The 22,757-nt window shown below is 69.6% G+C and carries 23 protein-coding genes; 14 read left to right on the top strand and 9 right to left on the bottom strand.

Annotated features, from left to right (window positions below; translation table 11 throughout):
- Positions 1-283: 283 nt before the first annotated feature.
- A complete protein-coding gene (locus KZC52_RS08550; RefSeq protein ID WP_247623618.1) occupies positions 284-691 on the top strand; it encodes a potassium transporter Trk in 408 nt (135 codons plus the stop codon).
- 3 nt (positions 692-694) lie between these two features.
- On the opposite strand, the gene KZC52_RS08545 is transcribed toward KZC52_RS08550, so the two are convergent.
- Positions 695-1,300, bottom strand: coding sequence for a zinc-binding alcohol dehydrogenase (locus tag KZC52_RS08545; protein WP_247623617.1), 606 nt, complete (start codon positions 1,298-1,300; stop codon positions 695-697).
- A 158-nt stretch (positions 1,301-1,458) separates the two neighbouring features.
- Here KZC52_RS08545 and KZC52_RS08540 point away from each other — a divergent pair, with 158 nt between their 5' ends.
- The 4 genes from KZC52_RS08540 (at position 1,459) to KZC52_RS08525 (ending at position 5,652) form a co-directional block, all read left to right on the top strand.
- A complete protein-coding gene (locus KZC52_RS08540; protein ID WP_247623616.1) occupies positions 1,459-1,668 on the top strand; it encodes a hypothetical protein in 210 nt (69 codons plus the stop codon).
- A 79-nt stretch (positions 1,669-1,747) separates the two neighbouring features.
- On the top strand, positions 1,748-2,863 hold the full coding sequence (gene purM, locus KZC52_RS08535) for a phosphoribosylformylglycinamidine cyclo-ligase (RefSeq protein ID WP_247623615.1): 1,116 nt from the start codon (positions 1,748-1,750) through the stop codon (positions 2,861-2,863).
- 6 nt (positions 2,864-2,869) lie between these two features.
- Positions 2,870-4,342: an amidophosphoribosyltransferase gene (gene purF, locus KZC52_RS08530; protein ID WP_247623614.1), complete on the top strand. Its 1,473-nt coding sequence runs from the start codon at positions 2,870-2,872 to the stop codon at positions 4,340-4,342.
- Entirely contained in the window at positions 4,339-5,652 is a 1,314-nt protein-coding gene (locus KZC52_RS08525; RefSeq protein WP_247623613.1) for an MFS transporter, read from the top strand. The genes purF and KZC52_RS08525 overlap by 4 nt, the downstream gene beginning before the upstream one ends.
- A 9-nt stretch (positions 5,653-5,661) precedes the next feature.
- Here the strand turns inward: KZC52_RS08525 and KZC52_RS08520 are convergent, their stop codons facing one another.
- On the bottom strand, positions 5,662-6,477 hold the full coding sequence (locus KZC52_RS08520) for an MOSC domain-containing protein (protein ID WP_247623612.1): 816 nt from the start codon (positions 6,475-6,477) through the stop codon (positions 5,662-5,664).
- An 83-nt stretch (positions 6,478-6,560) separates the two neighbouring features.
- Positions 6,561-6,746 (bottom strand): DUF3073 domain-containing protein, encoded by a 186-nt coding sequence (locus KZC52_RS08515; protein ID WP_029259537.1) that lies wholly within the window; start codon positions 6,744-6,746, stop codon positions 6,561-6,563.
- A 148-nt stretch (positions 6,747-6,894) separates the two neighbouring features.
- Between KZC52_RS08515 and KZC52_RS08510 the strand changes: the two genes are divergently transcribed.
- Positions 6,895-7,446: a universal stress protein gene (locus KZC52_RS08510; protein WP_247623611.1), complete on the top strand. Its 552-nt coding sequence runs from the start codon at positions 6,895-6,897 to the stop codon at positions 7,444-7,446.
- 15 nt (positions 7,447-7,461) lie between these two features.
- Here KZC52_RS08510 and KZC52_RS08505 read toward each other — a convergent pair whose 3' ends face one another.
- The 4 genes from KZC52_RS08505 to KZC52_RS08490 form a co-directional block, all read right to left on the bottom strand.
- A complete protein-coding gene (locus tag KZC52_RS08505) occupies positions 7,462-8,115 on the bottom strand; it encodes a CatA-like O-acetyltransferase (RefSeq protein WP_247623610.1) in 654 nt (217 codons plus the stop codon).
- A 101-nt stretch (positions 8,116-8,216) separates the two neighbouring features.
- Complete coding sequence (locus KZC52_RS08500; protein ID WP_247623609.1) at positions 8,217-8,792, bottom strand: hypothetical protein; 576 nt, start codon at positions 8,790-8,792, stop codon at positions 8,217-8,219.
- 132 nt (positions 8,793-8,924) lie between these two features.
- The gene (locus KZC52_RS08495) at positions 8,925-9,548 is read right to left on the bottom strand and encodes a PadR family transcriptional regulator (RefSeq protein WP_247623608.1); all 624 of its coding nucleotides are present in this window, start codon (positions 9,546-9,548) and stop codon (positions 8,925-8,927) included.
- On the bottom strand, positions 9,545-10,390 hold the full coding sequence (locus KZC52_RS08490) for a DUF4097 family beta strand repeat-containing protein (RefSeq protein ID WP_247623607.1): 846 nt from the start codon (positions 10,388-10,390) through the stop codon (positions 9,545-9,547). The genes KZC52_RS08495 and KZC52_RS08490 overlap by 4 nt, the downstream gene beginning before the upstream one ends.
- Before the next feature lie 165 nt (positions 10,391-10,555).
- Between KZC52_RS08490 and KZC52_RS08485 the strand changes: the two genes are divergently transcribed.
- The 3 genes from KZC52_RS08485 (at position 10,556) to KZC52_RS08475 (ending at position 12,912) form a co-directional block, all read left to right on the top strand.
- Positions 10,556-11,401, top strand: coding sequence for a MerR family transcriptional regulator (locus KZC52_RS08485; protein ID WP_247623606.1), 846 nt, complete (start codon positions 10,556-10,558; stop codon positions 11,399-11,401).
- Positions 11,402-11,714: 313 nt separating this feature from the next.
- Positions 11,715-12,098 (top strand): hypothetical protein, encoded by a 384-nt coding sequence (locus KZC52_RS08480; protein WP_247623605.1) that lies wholly within the window; start codon positions 11,715-11,717, stop codon positions 12,096-12,098.
- Between the two features lie 4 nt (positions 12,099-12,102).
- Complete coding sequence (locus KZC52_RS08475) at positions 12,103-12,912, top strand: nitroreductase family protein (protein WP_247623604.1); 810 nt, start codon at positions 12,103-12,105, stop codon at positions 12,910-12,912.
- A 25-nt stretch (positions 12,913-12,937) separates the two neighbouring features.
- Here KZC52_RS08475 and KZC52_RS08470 read toward each other — a convergent pair whose 3' ends face one another.
- A complete protein-coding gene (locus tag KZC52_RS08470) occupies positions 12,938-14,467 on the bottom strand; it encodes an FAD-dependent oxidoreductase (RefSeq protein ID WP_247623603.1) in 1,530 nt (509 codons plus the stop codon).
- Between the two features lie 85 nt (positions 14,468-14,552).
- Between KZC52_RS08470 and KZC52_RS08465 the strand changes: the two genes are divergently transcribed.
- The 4 genes from KZC52_RS08465 (at position 14,553) to KZC52_RS08450 (ending at position 19,246) form a co-directional block, all read left to right on the top strand.
- The gene (locus tag KZC52_RS08465; protein WP_247623602.1) at positions 14,553-14,948 is read left to right on the top strand and encodes a fluoride efflux transporter FluC; all 396 of its coding nucleotides are present in this window, start codon (positions 14,553-14,555) and stop codon (positions 14,946-14,948) included.
- Complete coding sequence (locus KZC52_RS08460; protein WP_247623601.1) at positions 14,945-15,307, top strand: fluoride efflux transporter FluC; 363 nt, start codon at positions 14,945-14,947, stop codon at positions 15,305-15,307. Before KZC52_RS08465 ends, KZC52_RS08460 begins: the two co-directional genes overlap by 4 nt.
- Positions 15,308-15,382: 75 nt before the next feature.
- Entirely contained in the window at positions 15,383-16,000 is a 618-nt protein-coding gene (locus KZC52_RS08455) for a TetR/AcrR family transcriptional regulator (RefSeq protein ID WP_247623600.1), read from the top strand.
- A gap of 9 nt (positions 16,001-16,009) precedes the next feature.
- Complete coding sequence (locus KZC52_RS08450) at positions 16,010-19,246, top strand: efflux RND transporter permease subunit (RefSeq protein WP_247623599.1); 3,237 nt, start codon at positions 16,010-16,012, stop codon at positions 19,244-19,246.
- A 108-nt stretch (positions 19,247-19,354) separates the two neighbouring features.
- Here the strand turns inward: KZC52_RS08450 and KZC52_RS08445 are convergent, their stop codons facing one another.
- A complete protein-coding gene (locus KZC52_RS08445; RefSeq protein WP_247623598.1) occupies positions 19,355-20,242 on the bottom strand; it encodes an aldose 1-epimerase family protein in 888 nt (295 codons plus the stop codon).
- Positions 20,243-20,496: 254 nt separating this feature from the next.
- Between KZC52_RS08445 and KZC52_RS08440 the strand changes: the two genes are divergently transcribed.
- Positions 20,497-22,755 (top strand): DEAD/DEAH box helicase, encoded by a 2,259-nt coding sequence (locus KZC52_RS08440; protein WP_247623597.1) that lies wholly within the window; start codon positions 20,497-20,499, stop codon positions 22,753-22,755.
- Positions 22,756-22,757 lie beyond the last annotated feature (2 nt).

The following is a 22,757-nucleotide window of genomic DNA, read 5'->3' as shown; positions in this document are numbered from 1 at the left end:
GGAGGCTTCTGGGCGAAGCATCCGCCCGACGCGGAGTTCTCCTCCCGTGACGGAGGAGATCTCGCCTTCCCAGCGGAGGAGATCTCGCCTTCCGCAGGATCAGAACGGCGGATGCTTCCTGCGGAGCGCGAGTTCTCCTCCGCTGCGTGTGGCCGTTCGTCTCGCTCCGCTCGCTCAGGAGCCGGGTCTCAGGGGCCGCAGACACCCGGCTCCTGAGCGAGGAGCGGAGCGACGAGACGAAGGACGTGCCGCGGCCCGCAGGGAACGGTGGGAGAATGGGGGTATGTCCTCCTCCGAGACCCCGCAGACCGTCGAAGCGACCGTGCGCCACGTGCCGCGGTACGGCGTGTTCATGGGTATCGGTGTCGTGCTGGGTGTGATCGCCGCCGGCATCCTCACCTTCACCGGCAGCTTCGAGGAGTCGCAGGCCCTCGACGTCGTCTACCCGCCCGGGCAGGTCTTCGGATTCCTGCTGCTGTGGACGGTGCCGATCGGGATCGCCCTCGGCGGTGTCGTCGCGCTGATCCTGGAGCGCACCGGCCGCCGGCACGACCGGGTCGTGCGCGTCGACCGCGAGACGATCATCGAGATCCACGACGAGGCACCCGGAGCGCAGACGGCACCCGGAGCGCAGGCGGCACCCGAAGCCGCGGCATCCGACGCCGACGCACACGCCCCCGAGCGCGACTGACCCTCAGGCCAGTTCGGCGATGACCGGCCGGATGGCCGAGTCGAACGCCACGATGTCTCGGCGCAGACCGTCGGTCACCGCGACGGTCAGATCACCGATCCACCAGATGCCGCGCTGCGAGAACGGCAGCACCTGCACGTTCAGCTCGAACGAATGGGCCCGCCGGCCGATGTCGCGCTCGAACTCGGCGATCGCGCTGGCGTACGCCCGGTAGGCGTCGCCGCCGGTGTGGCTCTTCATCGACTTCACGTAGCGGTCGTGCGCGGCGCGCGCGTAGCGCAGAGCGGATGCCGCGTGCGCGGCGATCCCCGCCCCGAGCTCTTCCGCGCCGGAGGCGGGCAGCGCCACGAGCGTGTCGAAACCGTCGATCAGTTCGAGGGGAACACCGGAGGGGTGAGCGCGCGGCTCGACCGTCATGTCCCAGTAGTCGCGCCACTGCTTCTCGATGGCCGACGTGGCGTCGGCGGCATCCGGCGCGCGCACCGGCAGATCGCGCAGAGTCGGCAGATCGTCGGGAACGCGGATGCCGAGGGCCTGGCGCAGCGCGAGCGCGACGAGCACCGGAACGCTCGCGTCTTCGCGGATGAGCCACTGCGGCTTGTCGGCCATGGCCCCATCGTAGGGCTGTGGCCGCGCTCGGGGTGAGAATCCGGGAAGCAGTGCTAACCGCTGCCGCTCGCCGCGTCAACCCGCGCGCCCTTTCGACCGTCGAGGCGTAGACCGGGGGAAGTGGGCCATCCGCTGCCCGCGGACGAGAGGAAGAGATGATGCGCAATCAGGAGAACGAACGCACGGGCGAGGGCCCGGCCGCCGACGGTGCCGACGGAGAGTCCGGAGCGATGAGCGGGATGGAGACGGGGACCGCGCCCTGGGGTGTGACCGGCGAAGGCGACGCGCGGCACGGCGACGCCGCGGATGCCGGAGGAGAACGCGACACGGCCGACGATGTCGACGGGGCTGACGACGCTCAGCGCTGACGGTGACGCCGATGCGATCGCCTCCCTCCGCAGGAGCCGATCGCATCTCGGCACGCCCGGCGGGCGGTAGGCTGGACGCGTGGCTGCCTCCCCCACCAATCCCTATTCCGAAGCCGGCGTCGATACCGCTGCCGGCGACCTCGCCGTCGAGCTGATGAAGTCGTCCGTGCGGGCGACGCACGGCCCCGAAGTGCTCGGAGGCGTCGGCGGATTCGCCGGTCTCTTCGACGCGAGCGCGCTGCGCGACTTCCGCCGCCCGCTGCTCGCGACCAGCACCGACGGCGTCGGCACGAAGGTCGCGATCGCCCAGGCGATCGACAAGCACGACACGATCGGCCAGGACCTGGTCGGCATGGTCGTCGACGACATCGTCGTGGTGGGAGCGAAGCCGCTCTTCATGACCGACTACATCGCCTGCGGCAAGGTCTTCCCCCAGCGCATCGCCGACATCGTGCGCGGCATCGCCGAGGCGTGCGCCGCGACGGGCACCGCGCTGGTGGGCGGCGAGACGGCCGAGCACCCGGGTCTGCTGGGTCCGCGCGACTACGACGTCGCGGGTGCCGCGACCGGTGTCGTCGAGGCCGATGCGATCCTCGGCGCCGACCGCGTGACCGACGGCGACGCGGTGCTCGCGATCGCCTCGAGCGGTCTGCACTCCAACGGCTACTCGCTCGTGCGTCACATCATCACGGGCGCCGGCATCTCGTACGGCGACAACTCGGCCGACCTCGGCGGCACGTGGGGCGAGGCCCTGCTCGAGCCGACCCGCCTCTACACGCTTCCCCTGCTGCGTCTCATCGACGCCATCCCGGGCGCGGTGCACGCGCTCAGCCACGTCACCGGCGGCGGCATCGCGGCGAACCTCGCCCGCGTGCTCCCGCAGGGCAGCTGGGCCGAGGTCGACCGCAGCACGTGGTCGCCGAGCCCGGTCTTCCGCGTGCTCAGCGACATCGCCGGTTCGTCGCTCGAGTCGGCGGAGGGCACCTGGAACCTGGGTATCGGGTTCCTCGCGGTGGTCTCCGACAGCGCGAAGGATGCCGCGATCGCGGCGCTCCAGGCCGAGGGCATGCCCGCGTGGCAGGTCGGCACGGTGCGTTTCGACGGGCGTCCGGCAGGAGAGTTCGAACAGGGCGCCAAGGGCGTCGACGGCGGAGCGGTGCGCCTCGTGGGCGCCTACGCGGACGGAGCGAAGTAAAACCCCATGTGCGGCATCGTCGGAATGGTGGGGACGGCCCCGGTCAACCAGGACATCTACGACGCTCTCCTCCTGCTGCAGCATCGCGGCCAGGATGCGACGGGCATCGCCACGGCAGAGGCGAACGGCGTCATGCACAACGCCAAGGCGCAGGGGATGGTGCGCGAGGCGTTCCGTACCCGCGACATGCGTGCGCTGCTCGGCAACGTCGGTCTCGGTCACGTGCGCTACGCGACCAAGGGCACGGCATCGAACGAAGAGGAGATGCAGCCGTTCTACGTGAACGCGCCGTACGGCATCATCCTCATCCACAACGGCAACCTCACCAACACGCGTGAGCTCACCGCCGAGATGGCGAAGCGCGATCGCCGCCACCTCAACTCGTCGAGCGACACCGAGCTGCTGCTCAACGTGCTCGCGGGCGAGCTGCAGAACACCACCTCGACGGTCGACCTCGACCCCGAGCGGGTCTTCGAGGCCGTCGAGCGCACGCACGAGCGCATCGAGGGCGCGTACGCCGTCATCGCCGTGATCGCCGGCTACGGTCTGCTCGCCTTCCGCGATCCGTTCGGCATCCGCCCGCTGATCCTGGGGCGTCGCCCGTCGACCGTGCCCGGCAACGAGGGCAAGGACGAGTGGGTCGTCGCGAGCGAGTCGCTGGTGCTCGAGAACGGCGACTACGAGGTCGTGCGCGAGGTCGAGCCCGGTGAGGCCGTCTTCATCACGACCGAGGGCGAGCTGCACACCAAGCAGTGCGCCGCCGAGACGCAGCTCTCGCCGTGCGCGTTCGAGTACGTCTACCTCGCGCGTCCCGACTCGGTCATGAACGGCATCTCGGTCTACGAGTCGCGTCTGCGCATGGGCGACCGTCTCGCCGACACCATCGCGAAGCACGTGCCGATGAACAAGATCGACGTCGTCATGCCCATCCCCGACTCGTCGCGCCCCGCCGCGATGGAGGTCGCCCGCAAGCTCGGCATCGAGTACCGCGAGGGCTTCTACAAGAACCGCTACGTCGGCCGCACCTTCATCATGCCGGGGCAGGCGGTGCGCAAGAAGAGCGTGCGCCAGAAGCTCAACGCGATGTCGACCGAGTTCCAGGGCAAGAACGTGCTGCTCATCGACGACTCGATCGTGCGCGGCACGACGTCGAAGGAGATCATCCAGATGGCGCGGGATGCCGGCGCGATCTCGGTGACCTTCGCCTCGGCGGCGCCGCCCGTGCGGCACCCGCACGTCTACGGCATCAACATGCCGTCGCGTCACGAGCTCATCGCGCACGGTCGCACGATCCCCGAGATCGCCGAGGTGCTGGGCTGCGACCACCTGGTCTACCAGGAGGTCGACGACCTGAAGGCCGCGATCACCGAGGGCTCGGTCGTCGACGACCTCGACATGAGCTGCTTCGACGGCCGGTACGTCACCGGAACCGTGAGCGACGAGTACCTGGCCTGGGTGGAGAGCTCGCAGACCTCATGATCGCGGAGGGCCGCCCGCTCTGGCAGGGGCGGGCTCTCGCGCTGATCGGGATCGTGCTCGTGGCGTTCTCGCTGCGTTCGGCGGTCGCCTCGCTGTCACCGGTGATCGACCACATCTCCCGCGACTTCCCGGTGTCGCCCGTGATCGTCGGCCTCATCGGCGCCGCGCCGCCGGTGTGCTTCGCCGTGTTCGGGCTGGTCACCCCGCTCGTCGAACGCCGCTTCGGGCTCGAGCGTGTCGCGGTCGGCGCCCTCGCCCTGATGTCTCTCGGACTCCTGCTGCGCGGCTTCGCGGGCGACTCGACGAGCCTGCTCGCCGCGACCGTGGTCGTGTTCGCCGGTGTCGGCGCGGGCAACGTGCTGCTGCCGCCGCTGGTGAAGAAGTACTTCCCCGACCGTCTCGGCGTCATGATGACGCTGTACTCCACCATGATGGCGGTCTCGACCTTCGTGCCGCCGCTCGTCGCCGTGCCGGTCGCCGACTCGCTCGGCTGGCGGGTGTCGCTCGGGCTCTGGGGCGGGTTCGCGGTGCTCGCGCTGCTGCCGTGGATCGCGCTGCTGATCGGTGAACGCGGGCGCGCGTCGACGACATCCGCTCGTGCCGCCGACGTTGTGCTCGACCCGACCGACGGGGTCGACGACCTGACGGATGCCGCGGCCGTCGCCACCGGACCCATCGCCACGGTGCCGGCCAGCCCGCGCGTGTTCGGCCGGTTGTGGCGGATGCCGTTGCCGTGGGCGCTGGCGCTGGTGTTCGGCACGTCATCGACCATGGCCTACGTCGCCTTCGCCTGGCTGCCGACCATGCTGGTCGACATCGCCGGCGTCACCCCCGCGACGGCCGGATTCCTGCTCTCGCTCTTCGCACTCGCCGGTCTCCCGTGCGGGCTGCTGGTGCCGATCCTCATCGTGCGTTTCCAGGCGACGCGGCCGCTGTTCCTGTTCGCGGTCGCCTGCGGGGTCGTGGGTCTCGGTGGTCTGCTGCTCGTGCCGACGGTCGCCCCGGCGCTGTGGGCGATCATCTACGGGCTCACGGCGATCCTGTTCCCGCTCAGCCTCGTGCTGCTCAGCATCCGTGCGCGCACGCCCGAGAGCGCCGTCGCGCTGAGCGGATTCGTGCAGAGCATCGGCTACGGCATCGCCGCGGTCTTCCCGCTGCTGATCGGTCTGCTGCACGAGACCACCGGGAGCTGGCAGGTGCCGTTGATGGTCGTCATCGGCGTGCTCGTCGTGTCGATCCCCGCGGGTCTCGTGGCCGGGCGCCGCCGCACGATCGAAGACGAGTGGGAGGCGCGGCACGGCCGCTGGTGAGCTCGACGCTCAGAGCACGTGCACCTCGTCGCCCACGCGGATGACTCCCGCCGGCGCGTGCTCATCGCTCTGAGGGGTGACCGGGAGGAACAGCCGTCCGAGCGTCGGCTCGTCCTGTCCGAGCGCACCGGTGAGGGTCGTGAGCACCTTGACGTCGCGTTCGCCGGTGTCGGGGTTCGCGTGGGTCGCGAGGCAGCGCACGATCGGTCCCTCCGTGGTCAGCGTGACGTCGCCGATCCGTACCTCGCCGTCCCAGTCCAGCTCGGCCCACGCATCGACCCCATCGATGACGATGTTCGAGCGGAAGCGTCGATCGTCGATCCCCGTTCCCACCGCCTCGCCCAATGCCTCCGCGCTGCCGCGGCTGTGCAGAGAAACGTAGCCTCGGGCTCGGTCCTGGAAGCGCGAGGTCTCGCCGTCACCGACCAGCACGAGGGGGAGACGCCCGGGACGCTCGAGGCGTCGACCCTCCCGCGTCGCGCGCACGAACGCGGTGACGGCATCCGTCAGCTCTGCGCGTCCGTCGTCGTCGAGACCCGCCTCCGCGAGCACAGCGCCGTCGTGCTCGATCCGCACTCGTGCACGGGCGTCGTCGTAGTGCGTGCGCAGGGCGGCCAGCGCCGGGAAGTCCTGCAGGGCGAGACCCTTCGCCTTCGGCCAGTGCTCGAGGCCGTCGCGCTCTTCCGGTGTCGCGGCATCCGCGAAACGGAACGCGAGCACGCGATCTCCCGCGGCCCGTCCGTCGGCCTGCACGGTCAGGGACCCGACCGACTCCGGAGTGAAGCCCTTGATCGGGTGACGGTAGAGAGCGACGACATGGGGCATGCGTCGATCCTCGCAGATCGTGTCGCCCGGGTACGACGAAACCCCCGTAGGTCATACGGGGGAGAAGTCGAACAGAGGGGCGGTCAGGCCTTCTCTAGTTCGTCCTCGTCTTCGTCGGCATAATCGTCCGCCCACTTATCGACGTAGGCGTCTTCGTCGGTCGGGTGACCCAGCTCGCGCTCGAGCGCGGAGTAGTTCACCGACGGACTGTACGCCTTGAGTTCGCGGGCGATCTTTGTGTGCTTCGCCTTCTGACGGCCACGGCCCATGCGCGAGACCCCCTCACGAGTTAAGCGGCGGGTGGTCAGGACCCGCGGCATTCACGACACCGGCGCGCAGCCGGTAAGAGTAGCATTCAGAATAGCACGCGGGTAATACCCTCTGGCTGATGCCAGGCTGGTGAAGGGAGCGATCATCATGACCGAGAACACCTCCACTCCGTCCGACGAGGCCGCACAGAACGCGGCTCTGCAGAAGGCCGTGATCGTCGGAGTGCAGCCCCATCAAGACGGCCGCGTGGTCGACGAGGCCGTGCGCTACGCCCGACTACTCGGTGTGCCCCTCGTGGTCGCCCACGTCGACGTGACGCGTTTCGTCACCTACGAGGACCCCGACGGCTACGTGCACTCGGCCCCCATCGACATCAACTTCGACGCCGGTGCGGCCGAATTCGAGGCCGTGCAGGCGGCGGTCGCCCCGGCCCTCGACGCCTCGGGCATCACCTGGACCGCCCGTCAGCTCGTCGGCGACCCGGCGCTCGCGATCAAGCAGCTGGCGCACAAGCTCGACGCTCAGTTGATCGTGATCGGCACCCGCAAGCGGGGCATCGGCGAGAGCATCCGAGAATTCTTCACCGGATCGGTCGCCGCTCGCCTGGCGCATCGCCAGCACCGGTCGATCCTCGTCGTGCCGCTCGGCGACCTCGTGCCCGACTCCCAGAAGGAGATCTGGCCGGAGGCGGCGGAGTAGGTCTCCGGGGTCGTCTCAGCCGACCCAGCTCGGGTCGTCGAACAGCCGCTGGAGGTCATCGACGAGGCGGCCGGTGTGGAAGCCGTCCGCTGCGGCGTGGTGGATCTGGATCGCGAGGGGCTGGATCACTTGGCCCGCGCGCTCGACGTAGCGGCCGAGGGTGAAGATGGGCGGGAGATGCGTCCCGGCATCCTTGATCTGCAGTGAGAACGCGGTGAACGTCGTCCACGGCAGGCTCGAGACGTCGAAGGTGTTGGGCGGCGTATCGGACTGCGGGAACATCTCCGTCGCTGAGCGGTGCGTGCTCAGGAGGTCGACGGCGTGCTCTTGGAAGGTCGCGAAGTCGGGATCGTACGGCGTCCACACGCTCGCGAACGTCTCGCGTTCGGGGTTGAACACGGTGAACGCAGGGTGCACGACGTCCCAGATGCCGGGTGCGCCGTCGGCGGTCAGGCCCATCCGGAACTGCTCGTGACGGTTGACCGCATCAGCAAGGGCCCAGATCTGTGTCGGATATGTCTTGCGCGCGGCGTTGCGGATCGCCGCCGTGAGCCGCGTCGCATCGAGCTCGACCGTGAGGGCGTAGCTGCACGGCACGGCGGTGGAGTAGTGCCGGAAGTGCTCGGCGCGCGGCCACGAATCGACATCGATCGGGCGGAGAGTGCTCATGCCGCCATCCTCTCATCGGTCCCCGCGGTGAGCGAGGGACCTGACTGGTCCGATTCCATCGTGAGACTCAGCGCTGAAGTCGAAAGCTTCGGCCGGTACTCCTAGCCTCCCGGGCAGTCGCACGCGCTGCCGCTGTAGCACTGGCACACGGGCGCCGGGTAGTCAGCGTCAGTGACTTCACGGCGCACGTCGAGATCGTCGAGGGAGTAGACGCGGTCGAAGTGCTCGAGCTGAGGGATGTCAGGGCACCTCGCGGGCGTGGTGACGATGCGATCCCGAGTCTGCGGGAAGGTCAACGTGACGCAGACCGCGGCGGATTGTTGGTCGTACGTCCACCCGCCTCCCGTCTGCGCCCCACCCGATGCGAGCAGAGAGAGAGCCGGGCCGTCCTCGCCATCGCTCATGTTCAGAAGGAGCGTTCCTCCGCGGTTGTCCTCCAGTGGCACACCGTGACGGGCGTCCGCGATGAATCCGAGCGCGACGATCGCTTGTTCAGGATCAGCGACGATGTCCGCACGGTAGGGCCAGAGGTCGTCCTGAATCTGCTCGACGGACGAGGCGGTCGAACGCTGAAGGATGTCTGTGATGCTGGGAACGCATGCGGTGAGGGCGATGACCGAGAGCGCCACCGTAGCGGCGACTGCGGTGCTGCGGCGCAGCGGACGAGCGATGCTCATGGGGTGACAGTAGCGCAGAAGGTCCCGATATCGGCGGGCGATACCGGGACCTTCTCGGGGCGGGTGATGCGGGGCGCGGCGCTTCGACAGGCTCAGCGACCCGGCGCTGATCCTGTCGACCTGGTAGGCGGCCTAGCGGGTCGTCGAGATGCCGACCGTCACCGCGCGGGCGGCGGCGTCGAGGGCGTTCTCGAGATCGGTCACGACGTTCGCGGGGAGCGCGCCGCCCTGCGCCACGTGCGTGCGCAGATCGGTGCGGATGCGTGCACGGAACGCGTTGATCACGGCATCCGCCCGGTGCATCTCCTCGCGGCTCGTCACCCGAGTGTCATCGGATGCCGAGCGCGGGCGGCTCTTCGCCGACTGGCGTTCGTCGTGCGCGGCCGAGGCGAGGTCGGCGCGGAGGGTCTTCATCGCGTCCTGCACGCTCTGACGCACCTCGTTGGCGATGAGGCGCACCGAGTCGGCGAGCCCGGACTCGATCCCGGCCAGGTCGTTCTCGCGGGAGGCGAGTTCGGCGCGGCCCTCGTCGGTGATCGCGTAGATCGTGGTGCGCCCGTCGACCGTCTTGGTGACGAGCCCCTCTTCCTCGAGCTTCGCGAGGCGCGGGTAGATGGTGCCGGCGCTCGGGGTGTAGGTGCCGCCGGTGCGATCGGTGAGCGCCTGGATGATGCCGTAGCCGTGCTGCGGTGACTCGGCGAGCAGCGACAGCAGGTACAGGCGCAGGTCGCCGTGCGAGAAGACGGCGGGGGTCATGCCTCTTCCTCCCATTCCGCGTCGTTCGTGATCGACTCGGGGGTGCGGCGCAGAACCGTGACGCCGCCCGAGACGGAGTTCACCCGCAGATCGACGAAGCGCCCGGCGAGCTCGCCCTTGGTGCCGGTGTAGTTGCTCGGCCCCGAGGAGCTGCGCTCGATGCCGTCGATGAGCAGGCGGCCGCTGAGCGAACGGATGACGTAGTTCGCGGCGAGCGACTCGTCGAGGCGCACCGTGGTGCCGCCCGAGACCGAGTTCACCGAGATGGTGTTCACATCACCGGCGGCGTCGACGGTCGTCGAGCCCGAGACGATGTCGACGGTCGCCTTGCGCACGACGCCGGTGACGGCCACGTCGCCCGACACGCTGTTCGCGTTGATCGAGCCGGTGAGACCGCGCACCTGCACGTCGCCCGAGACGGTGTTGACGGTGAGGTCGCCGATCAGGGTGTCGACGATGAGGTCGCCCGAGACGGTGCTGAGGCGAGCATCATTGCGGATGCCGGAGACGAGGGCGCCGGCGCTGACGACGCCGAGGTTCAGCGCGATCGAGCGGGGCACGGCCACGCTCACCTCGGCGCGAGGACCGCCGCTGCCGAAGTTGCGGAACACCTCGAGGAAGTTGTCCCAGCCGAGCTGCGGGTGGTCGATCTCGACCTCGCCGTCGTGGGATTCGATGCGGAGGTCCTTGGTGGTGACGCCGTGGACCTCGATGCGGATGCCGGGTTCGTCGTGCGCGATCACGTCGACCTGTCCGCCGACGAGGCCGACCTTGAGGCGCGTCACGGATTCGATGTCGATGACGCGTTCTTCGCCGGGGGCGATGAGCCACTTCTCGGTCATGTCTGCTTCTCCTGGGTCGAGGATCGAGATATATCGTGTTCGAGAAAGATAACACGATATATCTCGAAATTGTCAAGAGGTCGGGAAACTCTCGGGTTCGCGCCGCTTGACATTGACGCAACGTCAACTTCTACGGTGGAGACATCCACACGGAAGGAGAAGCGCATGAGCAGTCGGGACTGGTCGATCCAGGAGATCGCCCGCCTCGCCGGCACGACCAGCAGAACCCTGCGTCACTACGACGACATCGGACTGCTGGCGCCGACGCGCATCGCGGCGAACGGCTACCGCCACTACGACGAGACCGCCCTCGTGCGCCTCCAGCGCATCCTGCTGCTGCGCGAGCTCGGACTCGGGCTGCCGCAGATCGCGGAGGTGTTGGGCCCTTCGACAGGCTCAGGGACCCAGGGTGCCGAGGGTGCAGGGATCCAGGGGGCCGAGGGTGCAGGAACCAAGCGCGCGGAGGCATCCGCTCTCGAAACCCACCTCGCGCTGCTGCGCGAGGAGCAGACCCGGCTGGCGCGACAGATCGCGTCGGTCGAATCCACCATCGACGCTCTGAGAGGAGGTGAAGAACTCATGGCAGAGAACATGTTCGACGGCTTCGACCACACGCAGTACAGGGACGAGGTCGAGCAGCGCTGGGGCGCGAAGGCCTACGCCGACGGCGACCGCTGGTGGCGGAGCATGACGGATGCCGAGCGCATCGACTGGAAGCAGAGGGTCGCCGACCTCGGTCGCGACTGGATCGCCGCCGCCGAGAGCGGCATCGACCCGGCATCCGATGAGGCGCAGGCCCTCGCCCGCCGCCACGTCGAGTGGCTGACGGGAGTGCCGGGGACTCCGGCATCCGCCCCCGACGGTGACGCGAAGGCGTACGTGCTCGGACTCGGCGAGATGTACGTCGCCGACCCGCGCTTCGGCGCGAACTACGCCACCTCATCGGGTGGCACTCACGGCGCGGAGTTCGTCCGCGACGCGCTCCGCGTGTACGCGGAGGCGAATCTGTAGGCCGCCCTTCGTCTCGCTCCGCTCGCTCAGGGACCGGTTTCACCAGCCGGTCCCTGACCGAGGAGCGAATCGACGAGACGAGATGAGACGAGACGAAGGGCCGCCCCGCGGCATCCGTTCGGGAGGATTTCTCGCGTTCGGCAGGATCGAAACGGCGGATGCTTCCTGCGGAGGGCGAGTTCTCCTCCGCTGCTGCGCGCGGGGGCCCTTCGTCTCGCTGCGCTCGCTCAGGAACCGGGAGGTGCCGTACTCACAGGGTGTTTCGCGCGCAAGGGGTGGTTCGGCGGAGGGGGCGCGGGCGTAAGGTCGGGGCATGACGTGGAGGCGAAGGCGGCGGCGAAGCACGGCCGCACCGCTGTTCGTCGTCGCAGCATCCGCTTACGGGGCCAATGCCGCGCTCGGCACCGCCGTGGCCGCGAAGGTCATCGACACGCGGAACTTCCGCTGGGTGCACCACGCCCTCTACATCGCGACGTGCGTCACCACCGGCGGAGCCATCGCCGCCGGTCTGTGGGCGCGCCCGCGCCGAGCGAGCCGTCGCGCCGCCCTCGCCCTCCTCCCCGCTGCCGCGCCGCTCGCGGCGATCCTCTACCTCGGCACGCACAGCGCACGGCATCCGCTCGTGGCGCTCGCCGCCGCCCCCTTCATCGTCGCGGGCGTCGTGTGCTCGCGCGTGCCGTCCGCCGACCGGAAGTGACCCCATGGAACTGCTCGACGCCATCCGCCGCCGCAAGACCACCAACGGCGGATTCATGCCCGATCCGGTGAGCGAGGAGCACCAGCGCATCCTGCTCGAGGCCGCCGGGCGTGCGCCCTCGCAGCTGAACAGCCAGCCGTGGCGGTTCGTCGTGATCGAGAACCCCGACACGATCGCGCAGATCTCGCGCATCTCGGGCGAGAGCATGACCGAGGCGATGTCGAACGGCACGTTCTTCGAGCGCTACAAGCCGTACTTCCGTTTCAGCCAGGCCGAGATGGACGAGAAGCGCAGCGGGATGCTGTTCGACAAGCTGCCCGCGGCGCTGCGCCCCTTCACGAGCCAGGTGTTCACCAAGCGCGGGCAGAAACTCATGAACACGTTCGGCGTTCCGAAGACGCTGGGCGAGGAGAACCGCAAGCTCGTCGCCGGGTCGCCGCTGCTGCTGGGCGTGATGCTCGACCGCAGCGAGTACCGACCCGGGCAGCTCTCGTCGTTCTACTCGGTGTTCAGCATGGGCGCCGCGATGGAGAACATCTGGCTCACGACGGTCGAGCTGGGGATGGGTATCCAGTTCATCTCGTTCCCGATGGAGGTTCCGGGGCGGTGGGGCGAGATCGTGCGGCTGCTGCGCGTGCCCGACGAGCTCGAGCTCATGGCCGTGTACCGGCTCGGCTACCTGCCGCCCGAGCAGCGCCGCCCGGCGATCGACTGGTCGAGCAGTCAGCGAAAGCTCGCCTCGCAGTACGTCTTCCGCGAGGACTGCGAGACACCGCAACAGGGGTGGGATGCCGCGCCCCCGCACGCGGACTGACCCCTCAGCGGATGCAGGGGGCGCGTCAGCGCCGGCCGGTGCGGGGGAGTTCGCGGAGGTCCTTCAGTGCCGGGCCCTCGATGCGCGTGCCGTCGGCGGCGAAGCGCGAGGCGTGCAGCGGGCAGTCCCACGTGCACTCGGCGTCGTTCCAGGCGAGCACGCCGCCCAGGTGCGTGCAGACGGCGTCGACCGCGCGCGTGACGCCGTCGACGGTCGAGACGCCGACCGGGAGACCGGCGCGGTTCGCGATGACCCCCTCGCCCTCGGCGGGGCGCGGTACCGGCACGGGATGGGTCTCGGCATCCGTCCATCCCTTCACCGCCTCCTTGCCGACCTCGAGGCCCTCCTGCGCACCCTGGGCGAGATCGGCGGGAACCGTCATGCGCGTGGCGATCGTCGTCATCCAGTGCGGCCGCTCGCGCCACGGCGTGCCGAGGATCTCGGACGACAGGCGGATCGCCGCCGCCGGGCCGTTCGACAGACCCCACTTCGCGTAGCCGGTCGCGAAGCGGATGCGGCCGAGGCCGCGCGGCATTGCGCCGACGAAGGGGATCCGGTTGTGCGATTGGTAGTCCTGCGCCGACCAGCGGTGCGTCTCCTCGGCGCCGGGGAAGTGCTCCTGCGTCCACCGCACGAGGTCTTCGACCGCCGCCTCTTCGCTGTCGGATCGTCCGACCGGATGCCCGTTCCCGCCCACCACGAGCTGGGCGATCCCGCCCGGGCCGTCGGCATCCGCCACCGGACGGATCGATCGGCTGGGCGAGTCCACCGAGAGGAACGTCTCGGCGGGCACCTCGCCCGGCACGCGGAACGAGACGCAGTACGACCGCATGCCGCTCGTCTTCGTGAAATACAGCCCGCGGTCGAGGATCGCGCTGCCGGTCGCCAGCACGACGTCCTTGGCGAAGATGGGTCCGGCGGCGGTCTTCACGTGCGTCTCGGGGATCACCCGCACCCCGGTGGCGCGGATGCCGGTGTGCAGCGTGCCGCCCGCGGCGAGGAAGACGCGGGCCAGGGCATCCGCGAGCTCGACGGGATCGATCGTCACCTGATCGTCGAGGGCGACCGCCCCGGCGACGGCGAACGGAAGTGCGCCGAGGTCGCCGGCCGCGAGCATCCGCGTCGGCAGGCCGGCTTCCTGCGCGGCGGCGTGCTGCGCCTCGAGGGTCTCGAGTCCGCTGCGGCCCTGGGCGTACGAGTGGTCGGTGCGGTGGAGGTACGAGACGTCGGCGCCGTCGGCGAAGGCGGTGAGCCAGTCCATCCCCGCCCGGTTCGATTCGACGTACGCGCGCACGAGCGCGGCCGGATGGTGCTCGCGGATCTCGGCCAGGCGCTTCCCCTGCAGCAGGGAGAGCTTGCCGGTGTTGCCGCCGGTCGCGAGCTCGGCGACATCGCCCGATTCGATGACGGCGACGTCGAGGCCGGCGCGGCTGAGCATCACGGCGGTCGAGAGACCCGTGATCCCGGCGCCGACGATCACCACGTCGTGACGCGCGCCCGGCTCGAAGGGAGTGCCGAGGGGAGCGGGGGCGTCGGACTTCCACAGGGGCTTCATGCGGGCCAGTCAACGCGCCCCGCACCGCACCGCCCACGCCCTTGACAAGTGCTCGGCGCGCCCTCGCGAGGAGTAGCGTGATGCCGTGACCCTCCGCCGCCTGCTCCTCGTGCTGGCCGGCGGCACGATCGGTACGGCGGCACGGTTGGCCCTGATGCTGCTGATCCCCGATCACGGCGGATTCCCCTTCGCGATCCTCATCGCCAACATCGTCGGGGCGTTCCTCATCGGCGTCGTCGCGGCGCGGTTGCCCGCGTCGAGGGATCTGCGCGTGTTCCTCGCCACCGGCATCCTGGGCGGTTTCACGACGTACAGCACCTTCATGACGGGCGCGCTGGCGCTCTGGGCGGATGCTCCGCTCGTGGGTGCCGCGTACGCCGTGGGGTCGCTCGTGTTCGGCCTCGTCGCCGCGGCGGCCGGGCTGCGCATCGGCCGTCCCCGACGTGATGCGGGAGTGCGTGATGCGGGAGCCCCGTCATGAGCCCGCTGCTGTTCGTCGCGGCCGCGCTCGCGGGAGGTGCGGGCAGCGTGCTGCGATACGTCGTCGATCAGGGCGTCGCCCGCTTCGCGGGCCGTCGCTACCCGTGGGGCATCCTGCTCATCAACCTCACCGGCTCGTTCGCGCTCGGGCTCGTGACGACGGCGCTTCCGGAGCAGCTCTTCCTCATCGGGGCCGGGTTGATCGGCGGCTACACGACCTTCAGTACGGCGATGCTCGACACCGTCGCACTGCAGCGGGGCGGCGCACGTCGGGCGGCGGCCTTCAACGCCGTCGGGATGCTCGTGCTGGGGCTCCTCGCCGCCGGTGCGGGGCTCGCGCTCGGCGCGGCGCTGCGGTAGACGGCATCCGCTCCCAGCTTCCTCCCACCCCAAAAATGTACAAATGTACATGTACGGACGTACGGGAGGACTCCGATGGTGACGAAAGCGCGGCGCAGACGCGACCCTGAAGCGCGCCGCCGCGAGATCGTCGAAGCCGCCGCCGAGCTGATCGTCGAGATCGGCGTCGACGCCCTCACCCACCGCAAGGTCGCCGCCCGGGCGTGCGTTCCGCTCGGGGCGACCACCCAGTACTTCGATACTCTCGACGACCTGCGCGATGCCGCTCTCGGCTTCCTCGTGCGCGAGATCGAACTGCGCATCGAGGCCACCCGTCAGGCCGTCGAATCGGTCGGTGTGACGCCCGAGGCGCTGGCCCGGCTCATCACCGAGAGCCTCGCCGACGCCCGCGCCCTCGAGACCGATCGGGCCGTCGTGACCGCCGCCGTGCACGATCCGCGCGTGCGCGAACTGGCTCGGCGCTGGTCCGACCAGGTCGTCGAATTCATCGCCTCCGTTCACGGACTGGACAGGGCCAAGGCCGCAGCCGTCTTCATCGACGGCGTACTCTGGCACGCCCAGATCAGCGACGACCCCCTCGAGGAGCGCCTCATCCGAGACGGCCTCGCCGGGATACTCACCCCGGGCAGCACCGCACCCGCAGCATCCGCACCCGCAGCACCTTCCCTCGCACCCGCACAGACAGCACCCTGAGGAACAACCTTGTCGAAACTCGCCGTCCTGAGCCTCAAGAACCGCGCGCTCATCGCCCTGATCACGATCGTCGCCGCGGTCTTCGGTGGGCTCGCGCTCACGAACCTCAAGCAGGAACTCATCCCCTCGCTGGAGCTGCCCGCGCTCGTCGTGATGACCACCTACCCCGGCGCCTCGCCGGAGGTCGTCGAGAACGACGTCTCGACGCCGATCGAGGCGGCGATCCAGGGCGTGCCCGACCTCGAGTCGACCACCGCCACGAGCACCACCAACGCCTCGATCATCCAGGCGAGCTTCACGTACGGCACGAACCTCGCGACCGCCGAGCAGAAGATGCAGCAGGCGATCAACCGCATCTCGTCGACGCTGCCCGAAGACATCGACCCGCAGGTGCTCGCGATCTCGATCAACGACCTCCCGGTGATCCAGGTCGCCGTGTCGGGCTTCGACGACGCCGACAACGCGCAGGCCGAGCTCGAGACCGTCGCGATCCCCGAGCTCGAAGACGTCGATGGCGTGAACGCCGCCGAGATCGTCGGCGGGGTCGGCCAGCGCATCACCATCACCCCGGACGTCGCGGCGCTCGCCGCCGCAGGTCAGAGCACCCAGGCGATCAGCGACGCGCTCGAACAGAACGGCACGCTGTTCCCCGGCGGCGACATCACCGAGAACGGCGAGACGCTCACCGTGCAGACCGGCGCGAAGATCGCCTCGGTCGACGAGATCGCCGCCCTGCCGCTCGTCGGCACCGACCTCACCGTCGGCGACGTCGCGACCGTCGTCCAGGAGTCCGACCCGGTCAGCTCGATCTCGCGCGTCGACGGCCAGGATGCGCTGTCGATCTCGATCACGAAGCTCCCCGCCGCGAACACCGTCGAGGTGTCGGCCGGGGTCATCGCCGCGCTCGACGAGATCGGCGAGGCGTTCCCCGACGCCACGTTCACCGTGATCTTCGACCAGGCGCCGTTCATCGAGCAGTCCATCGAGACGCTCGCGGTCGAGGGCCTGCTCGGACTCGTGATGGCCGTGCTCGTCATCCTGCTGTTCCTGATGTCGGTGCGCTCGACGCTCGTCACCGCGATCTCGATCCCGACCTCGGTGCTCGTCACCTTCATCGGTCTGCAGGCCTTCGGGTACTCGCTGAACATCCTCACCCTGGGCGCGCTCACGATCGCGATCGGCCGCGTGGTCGACGACTCCATCGTGGTGATCGAGAACATCAAGAGGCACTACGTCGGCGACGCCGACAAGGGTGATGCGATCCGGCTCGCGGTGCGCGAGGTCGCGATGGCGATCACGGCATCCACCATCACCACGGTCGCTGTCTTCCTGCCGATCGTGTTCGTCGGCGACATGGTCGGCGAGCTCTTCCGGCCGTTCGCGATGACCGTGTCGATCGCGATGATCGCCTCGCTCCTCGTCTCGCTGACGATCGTGCCGGTGCTCGCGTACTGGTTCCTCAAGCCCGGCAAGCCGCTGCTCGACGAGAGTGGCGCAGCCATCGACCCCGAGCACCAGGATGCTCCGCCCACCCGCCTGCAGAAGGCGTACCGCCCGATCCTCGGCTGGACGCTCAAGCACTCGGGCGTCACCGTCGTGCTGGCCGTGGTCGTGCTCGGTGCGACCCTCGCCGCAGCTCCGTTCATGAAGCAGAACTTCCTCGGCGACTCGGGGCAGAACACCATGACCATCACGCAGGACCTCGGCCCGACGGCCAGCCTCGAGACCAAGTCCGATGCCGCGATCAAGGTCGAGGACGCGCTCAGCGGCATCGACGGCATCGAGCACGTGCAGGCCTCGATCGGGTCGAGCGGCTCCTCGGTGCGCGACGCGTTCTCGGGCGGCTCCTCGGGCGTGACCTACTCGGTGCTCACCGATGAGAGCGCCGACCAGGAGAAGCTGCGCGCCGATGTGCAGGACGCGATCGACGGTCTCTCCGACGTGGGCGACGTGTCGGTGGCCTCGTCGGCCGGGTTCGGCTCGAGCGACATCGAGATCACGGTCTCGGCGTCGAACGGCGACGACCTCTCCACGGCGACCACCGCCGTGATGGACGAGCTCGACGGTCGCGATGGCATCGATCAGGTGAGCGACAACCTCGCCGCCGCCCTGCCCTACATCGCCGTGGTCGTCGACCGTGAGGCCGCCGCCCAGCGCGGGCTCTCGGAGGTCGCCGTCGGAGCGATCGTGTCGAACACGATGCGCCCGCAGCAGCTCGGCTCGGTCGAGATCGACGACACCGCACTCACCGTGTACCTCGTCACCTCCGAGCCGCCGGCCACGGTCGAGGCGCTGCGCGACCTGACGATCCCGACGCCGCTCGGCCCGGTCGCGCTCAGCGATATCGCCACGGTCGAGCAGCGCAACGGCCCCACCTCGATCACCACCGAGCAGGGGCAGCGCACTGCCACGATCACCGTGCCCCCGGCATCCGACGATCTCGCCGTGGCGACGGCATCCGTCTCCGCTGCGCTCGCCGCGGTCGACCTGCCCGCGGGCGCGTCCGCCGAGATCGGCGGCGTCGCCTCGCAGCAGGCCGACTCGTTCTCGCAGCTGGGTCTGGCGATGCTCGCCGCGATCCTCATCGTCTACGTGGTGATGGTCGCGACCTTCAAGTCGCTGCGCCAGCCGCTGCTGCTGCTCGTGTCAGTGCCGTTCGCGGCCACCGGTGCGATCCTGCTGCAGATCATCACGGGCGTGCCGCTCGGTGTCGCCTCGCTGATCGGTGTGCTGATGCTCATCGGCATCGTGGTGACGAATGCGATCGTGCTCGTCGACCTCGTCAACCAGTATCGGGAGAAGGGTCTGTCGACGGTCGCCGCCGTGCAGGCCGGATCGGAGAAGCGTCTGCGGCCGATCCTCATGACGGCGCTCGCGACGATCCTCGCCCTCACCCCGATGGCGCTCGGCATCACCGGGCACGGAGGGTTCATCTCGCAGCCGCTCGCGATCGTCGTGATCGGTGGACTCATCTCGTCGACCGTGCTCACGCTGATCGTGCTGCCGACGCTCTACAACCTCGTCGAGGGTGCGAAGGAGCGGCGCCAGGCCCGCAAGGGCGGGGGAGCGGATGCCGCGCCGACGGACTCCGCCCCGGATGCGCCGGAGGGTCCGGATGCGGGTTCGGCGGGGTCCGCGGTGGCGGTGGACGAGCTGGAGCTCACCGAGGCCGAGGTGTCGGTCGTTGCGCACGGAGCGACGCTCAGCCGCCGGGAACTGCGCGAGCGCCCCTGGCTGTCGCAGTGATGCGCTGTCCCTAACTCAGGACGAAAGGCCCCGAATCCACGCGAAAGCGTCGGATCCGGGGCCTTTCTGGTTGATCGTCCTGAGTTATTGCACGCGTCTGCCGGAGAGTCAGCCCAGCGAGATGCCCCAGTCGAGGGTCCAGGTCTCGCCCGGAGCGAGGCGACGGACGCCGAGGCCGCTGTTGAACGCATCGGCGGGTGCGGTCATCGGTTCGATCGCGACGGCCAGATCGTGGCCGGGGTAGTTCGTCGCCGTGTAGACCTGCACGAAATCGAAACCCTCACCCTGCCAGAGCGTGAGGCGGCGGCCATCGGGCGCGGTCAGCGAGTGCCGCACGCGTCCGTCGGGGTCGCGCGCGAGATCGGTGAAACCGGTGTCGAGCTTCGCATCGCCCAGGCGGATGCCGTCGCGCAGGGCCGCCTCGACCGGACGGGTGCCGGTGGGCAGCATCCGCTCGTCGGTCTCGAAAGCGGTCGACGCCGGCACTCGCAGCACGAGGTCGTGCGCGTCGACATCGCCGATGGTCACGTACGGGTGCGTTCCGAGGGCGACGGGGGCCGCGGTTTCCGATCGGTTCGTGAGGGTGTGCGTCACCGCGACGCCGTCGTCGGTGAGGGCGTAGGTGACCGAGGTCTCGATGAGGTACGGGTAGCCGGTCTGCGGCACGATCGTCGCGCGCAGGGTGGCAGCGGCATCCGTCTGCTCGATCTCGTAGGCGGTGAACCGCAGGAGTCCGTGGCTGGCGTTGCCGAACTTCGGCTCGGTGATCGCGAGCTGACGGTCAGTGCCCTCGTCGTTCCATCGCCCATCGCGGATGCGGTTGGGCCAGGGTGCGAGAACGACGCCCGAGCACCCCGGAGTCGGCCGATCGAGCGGATACGGGGAGATCAGGTCGACGTCGCCGATGCGCAGCGCGCGCAGCGAGGCGCCGACCTGGGCGATCTGCGCGGTGACGTCGCCACGACGGAGGGAGACCTGGATGCCGGTGGGATTCACCTCGCCATCGTATGGCCGCGGGGGAGTCTTTCAGGTGCGGCGGGTACACTGGGGAAGTCGGCTTCGGACACCCGCGCAGCGCGCGGACGTTTTACCTGTTTGAAGTGTGAGTCCAGGGGCCGATGGTGAGCGTCCATCGACGCGCATTCAACCATCACATGAATGGCCCCGGCCCTTGAGCGTCCGGCACCCCTGATCCACGGGTGCTTCTCCGCGTGCGCCGTGCTGTTCTCGTGCGAGAACGAAAGACACACATGCCGAAGAACAAGAAGCCCCAGGGCGGCCGCGCCGCTCGCAACTTCGAGCCGCGCTACGGCGCGAACAAGACCTCCTTCCACGACCGTCACCACGGCGCATCGTCGCGTGACGGCGGCCGCGACGAGCGCGGCGGACGATCGGATGCCGGCGACCGCCGCTCCGCTCCCGCCGCCGGTGGGTACGACCGTCGTCCCGGAAGCCGTAGCGCCGGCCACCGCGGATACCGTCCGGCCGAGGCCGAGTCGGGCGCCCCGAAGCAGCGCTGGGGTGCGCAGGAGCGCGCCGGTCGCGACGAGGCCCGCAGCATCCGCAACCGCGCCGAGTCGGGCCGCCGTGAGGCGCCGCACCGTCGCGACGAGCGTCCCCGTTTCGAGGGCGGCTCCGAGCGTCCCCGCTACAACGACCGCCCCTCGGCCGGCCGCCGCTTCGACGACCGTCCGCGTCGTGACGACCGTGGGGGTGCCGAGCGTCCGCGGTTCAACGATCGGGGTGCCGACCGTCCTCGTTTCGACCGTGACGAGCGTCCGCGTCGTGACGACCGTGGGGGTGCCGAGCGTCCCCGGTTCAACGACCGCGGTGCCGACCGTCCTCGCTTCGACCGTGACGAGCGTCCGCGTCGTGACGACCGTGGTGGCGCCGAGCGCCCCCGGTTCAACGACCGTGGCGCCGAGCGTCCCCGTTTCGATCGTGACGAGCGTCCGCGTCGTGACGACCGTGGTGGCGCCGAGCGCCCTCGGTACAACGACCGTGGCGCCGAGCGCCCTCGTTTCAACGACCGTGCGGCATCCGATCGCCCCGAGCGTTCGTACGATGCCGACCGCGCCCGCCGCGCCTTCGACCGCGACCGCACGCAGCGCTCCTACGACGCACCGGGCGAGCGCAGCCGTCCCTCGACCGGTGGCGCGTACCGCACCGACCGCCCGCGCCGCGACGAGCGTCCGAGCCGTGACGCGCGCCCCGGCCGCAACGACTGGAACGCCAAGCCGAAGGCGGCCTTCGAGCCGACCGACGACGTCGTGCACGAGCGCCTCGAGGCGAAGTCCGTCGCAGCCGTCGAGGTCGACGGGGTGAGCTTCGGCGACCTGGGCCTCGGCTCGAACATCGTCGAGACCCTCGCCGGCATGGGCGCGGCGACGCCGTTCCCGATCCAGGCGGCCAGCATCCCGGCCGTGCTCGGCGGGCGCGACGTGCTCGCCCGTGGACGCACCGGCTCCGGCAAGACGATCGCCTTCGGCGCCCCGCTCGTCGAGCGCGTGCTGCAGTCGCAGGCCGGCAAGCGTCGTGAGTTCGGTCGTTCGCCGCGCGCGATCATCCTCGCTCCGACTCGTGAGCTCGCCCTGCAGATCGACCGCACGATCCAGCCGATCGCCCGCAGCGTGGGTCTCTTCACCACCCAGATCTACGGCGGCGTGCCGCAGGGTCGCCAGGTGGGCGCGCTCAAGAAGGGCGTCGACATCGTGATCGGCACCCCCGGTCGCGTCGAGGACCTCATCAGCCAGGGCAAGCTCGACCTCTCGGACTGCCGCATCGCGGTGCTCGACGAGGCCGACCACATGTGCGAGCTCGGATTCGTCGAGCCCGTGCAGCGCATCCTGCGTCACACCGCCGACGGCAGCCAGAAGCTGCTGTTCTCGGCGACGCTCGACCGCGAGGTCGCGGCTCTCGTCGACGAGTTCCTCGTCGACCCGGCCGTCTACGAGGTCGCCGGTGAAGACCAGGAGTCCAGCACGATCGAGCACCGCGTGCTCGTGATCGAGCACCGCGATAAGGCCGAGATCCTCACCTCACTCGTCGACCGCGAGGGCAAGACGCTGGTCTTCGCCCGCACCCGCGCTTACGCCGACATGCTCGCCGAGCAGTTCGACGACGCCGGCATCCCCGCGGTCTCGCTGCACGGAGACCTGAACCAGGCCAAGCGCACGCGTAACCTCGAGCGTCTGACCTCGGGCCGCGTGAACGTGCTCGTCGCCACCGATGTCGCCGCCCGCGGCATCCACGTCGACGACATCGATCTCGTCGTGCAGGCCGACGCTCCCGACGAGTACAAGACGTACCTGCACCGTTCGGGCCGTACCGGCCGCGCCGGTCGCTCGGGCCGCGTCGTCACGCTCATCACGCGTCAGCGTCAGCGTCGTATGACCGAGCTGCTCGACCGGGCCGAGATCGACGCGCCGTTCGAGAACGCGCGCATCGACGACGACATCATCGACGAGATCACCGGTCGCACCCCCACCGCCGAGGCGCTCACCCGCTGAGC

This window comes from Microbacterium galbinum (assembly GCF_023091225.1).
Taxonomy (GTDB): domain Bacteria; phylum Actinomycetota; class Actinomycetes; order Actinomycetales; family Microbacteriaceae; genus Microbacterium; species Microbacterium galbinum.
Note: the sequence above shows the minus strand (reverse complement) of the source record. Positions and strands in the feature narration are given on the sequence as shown.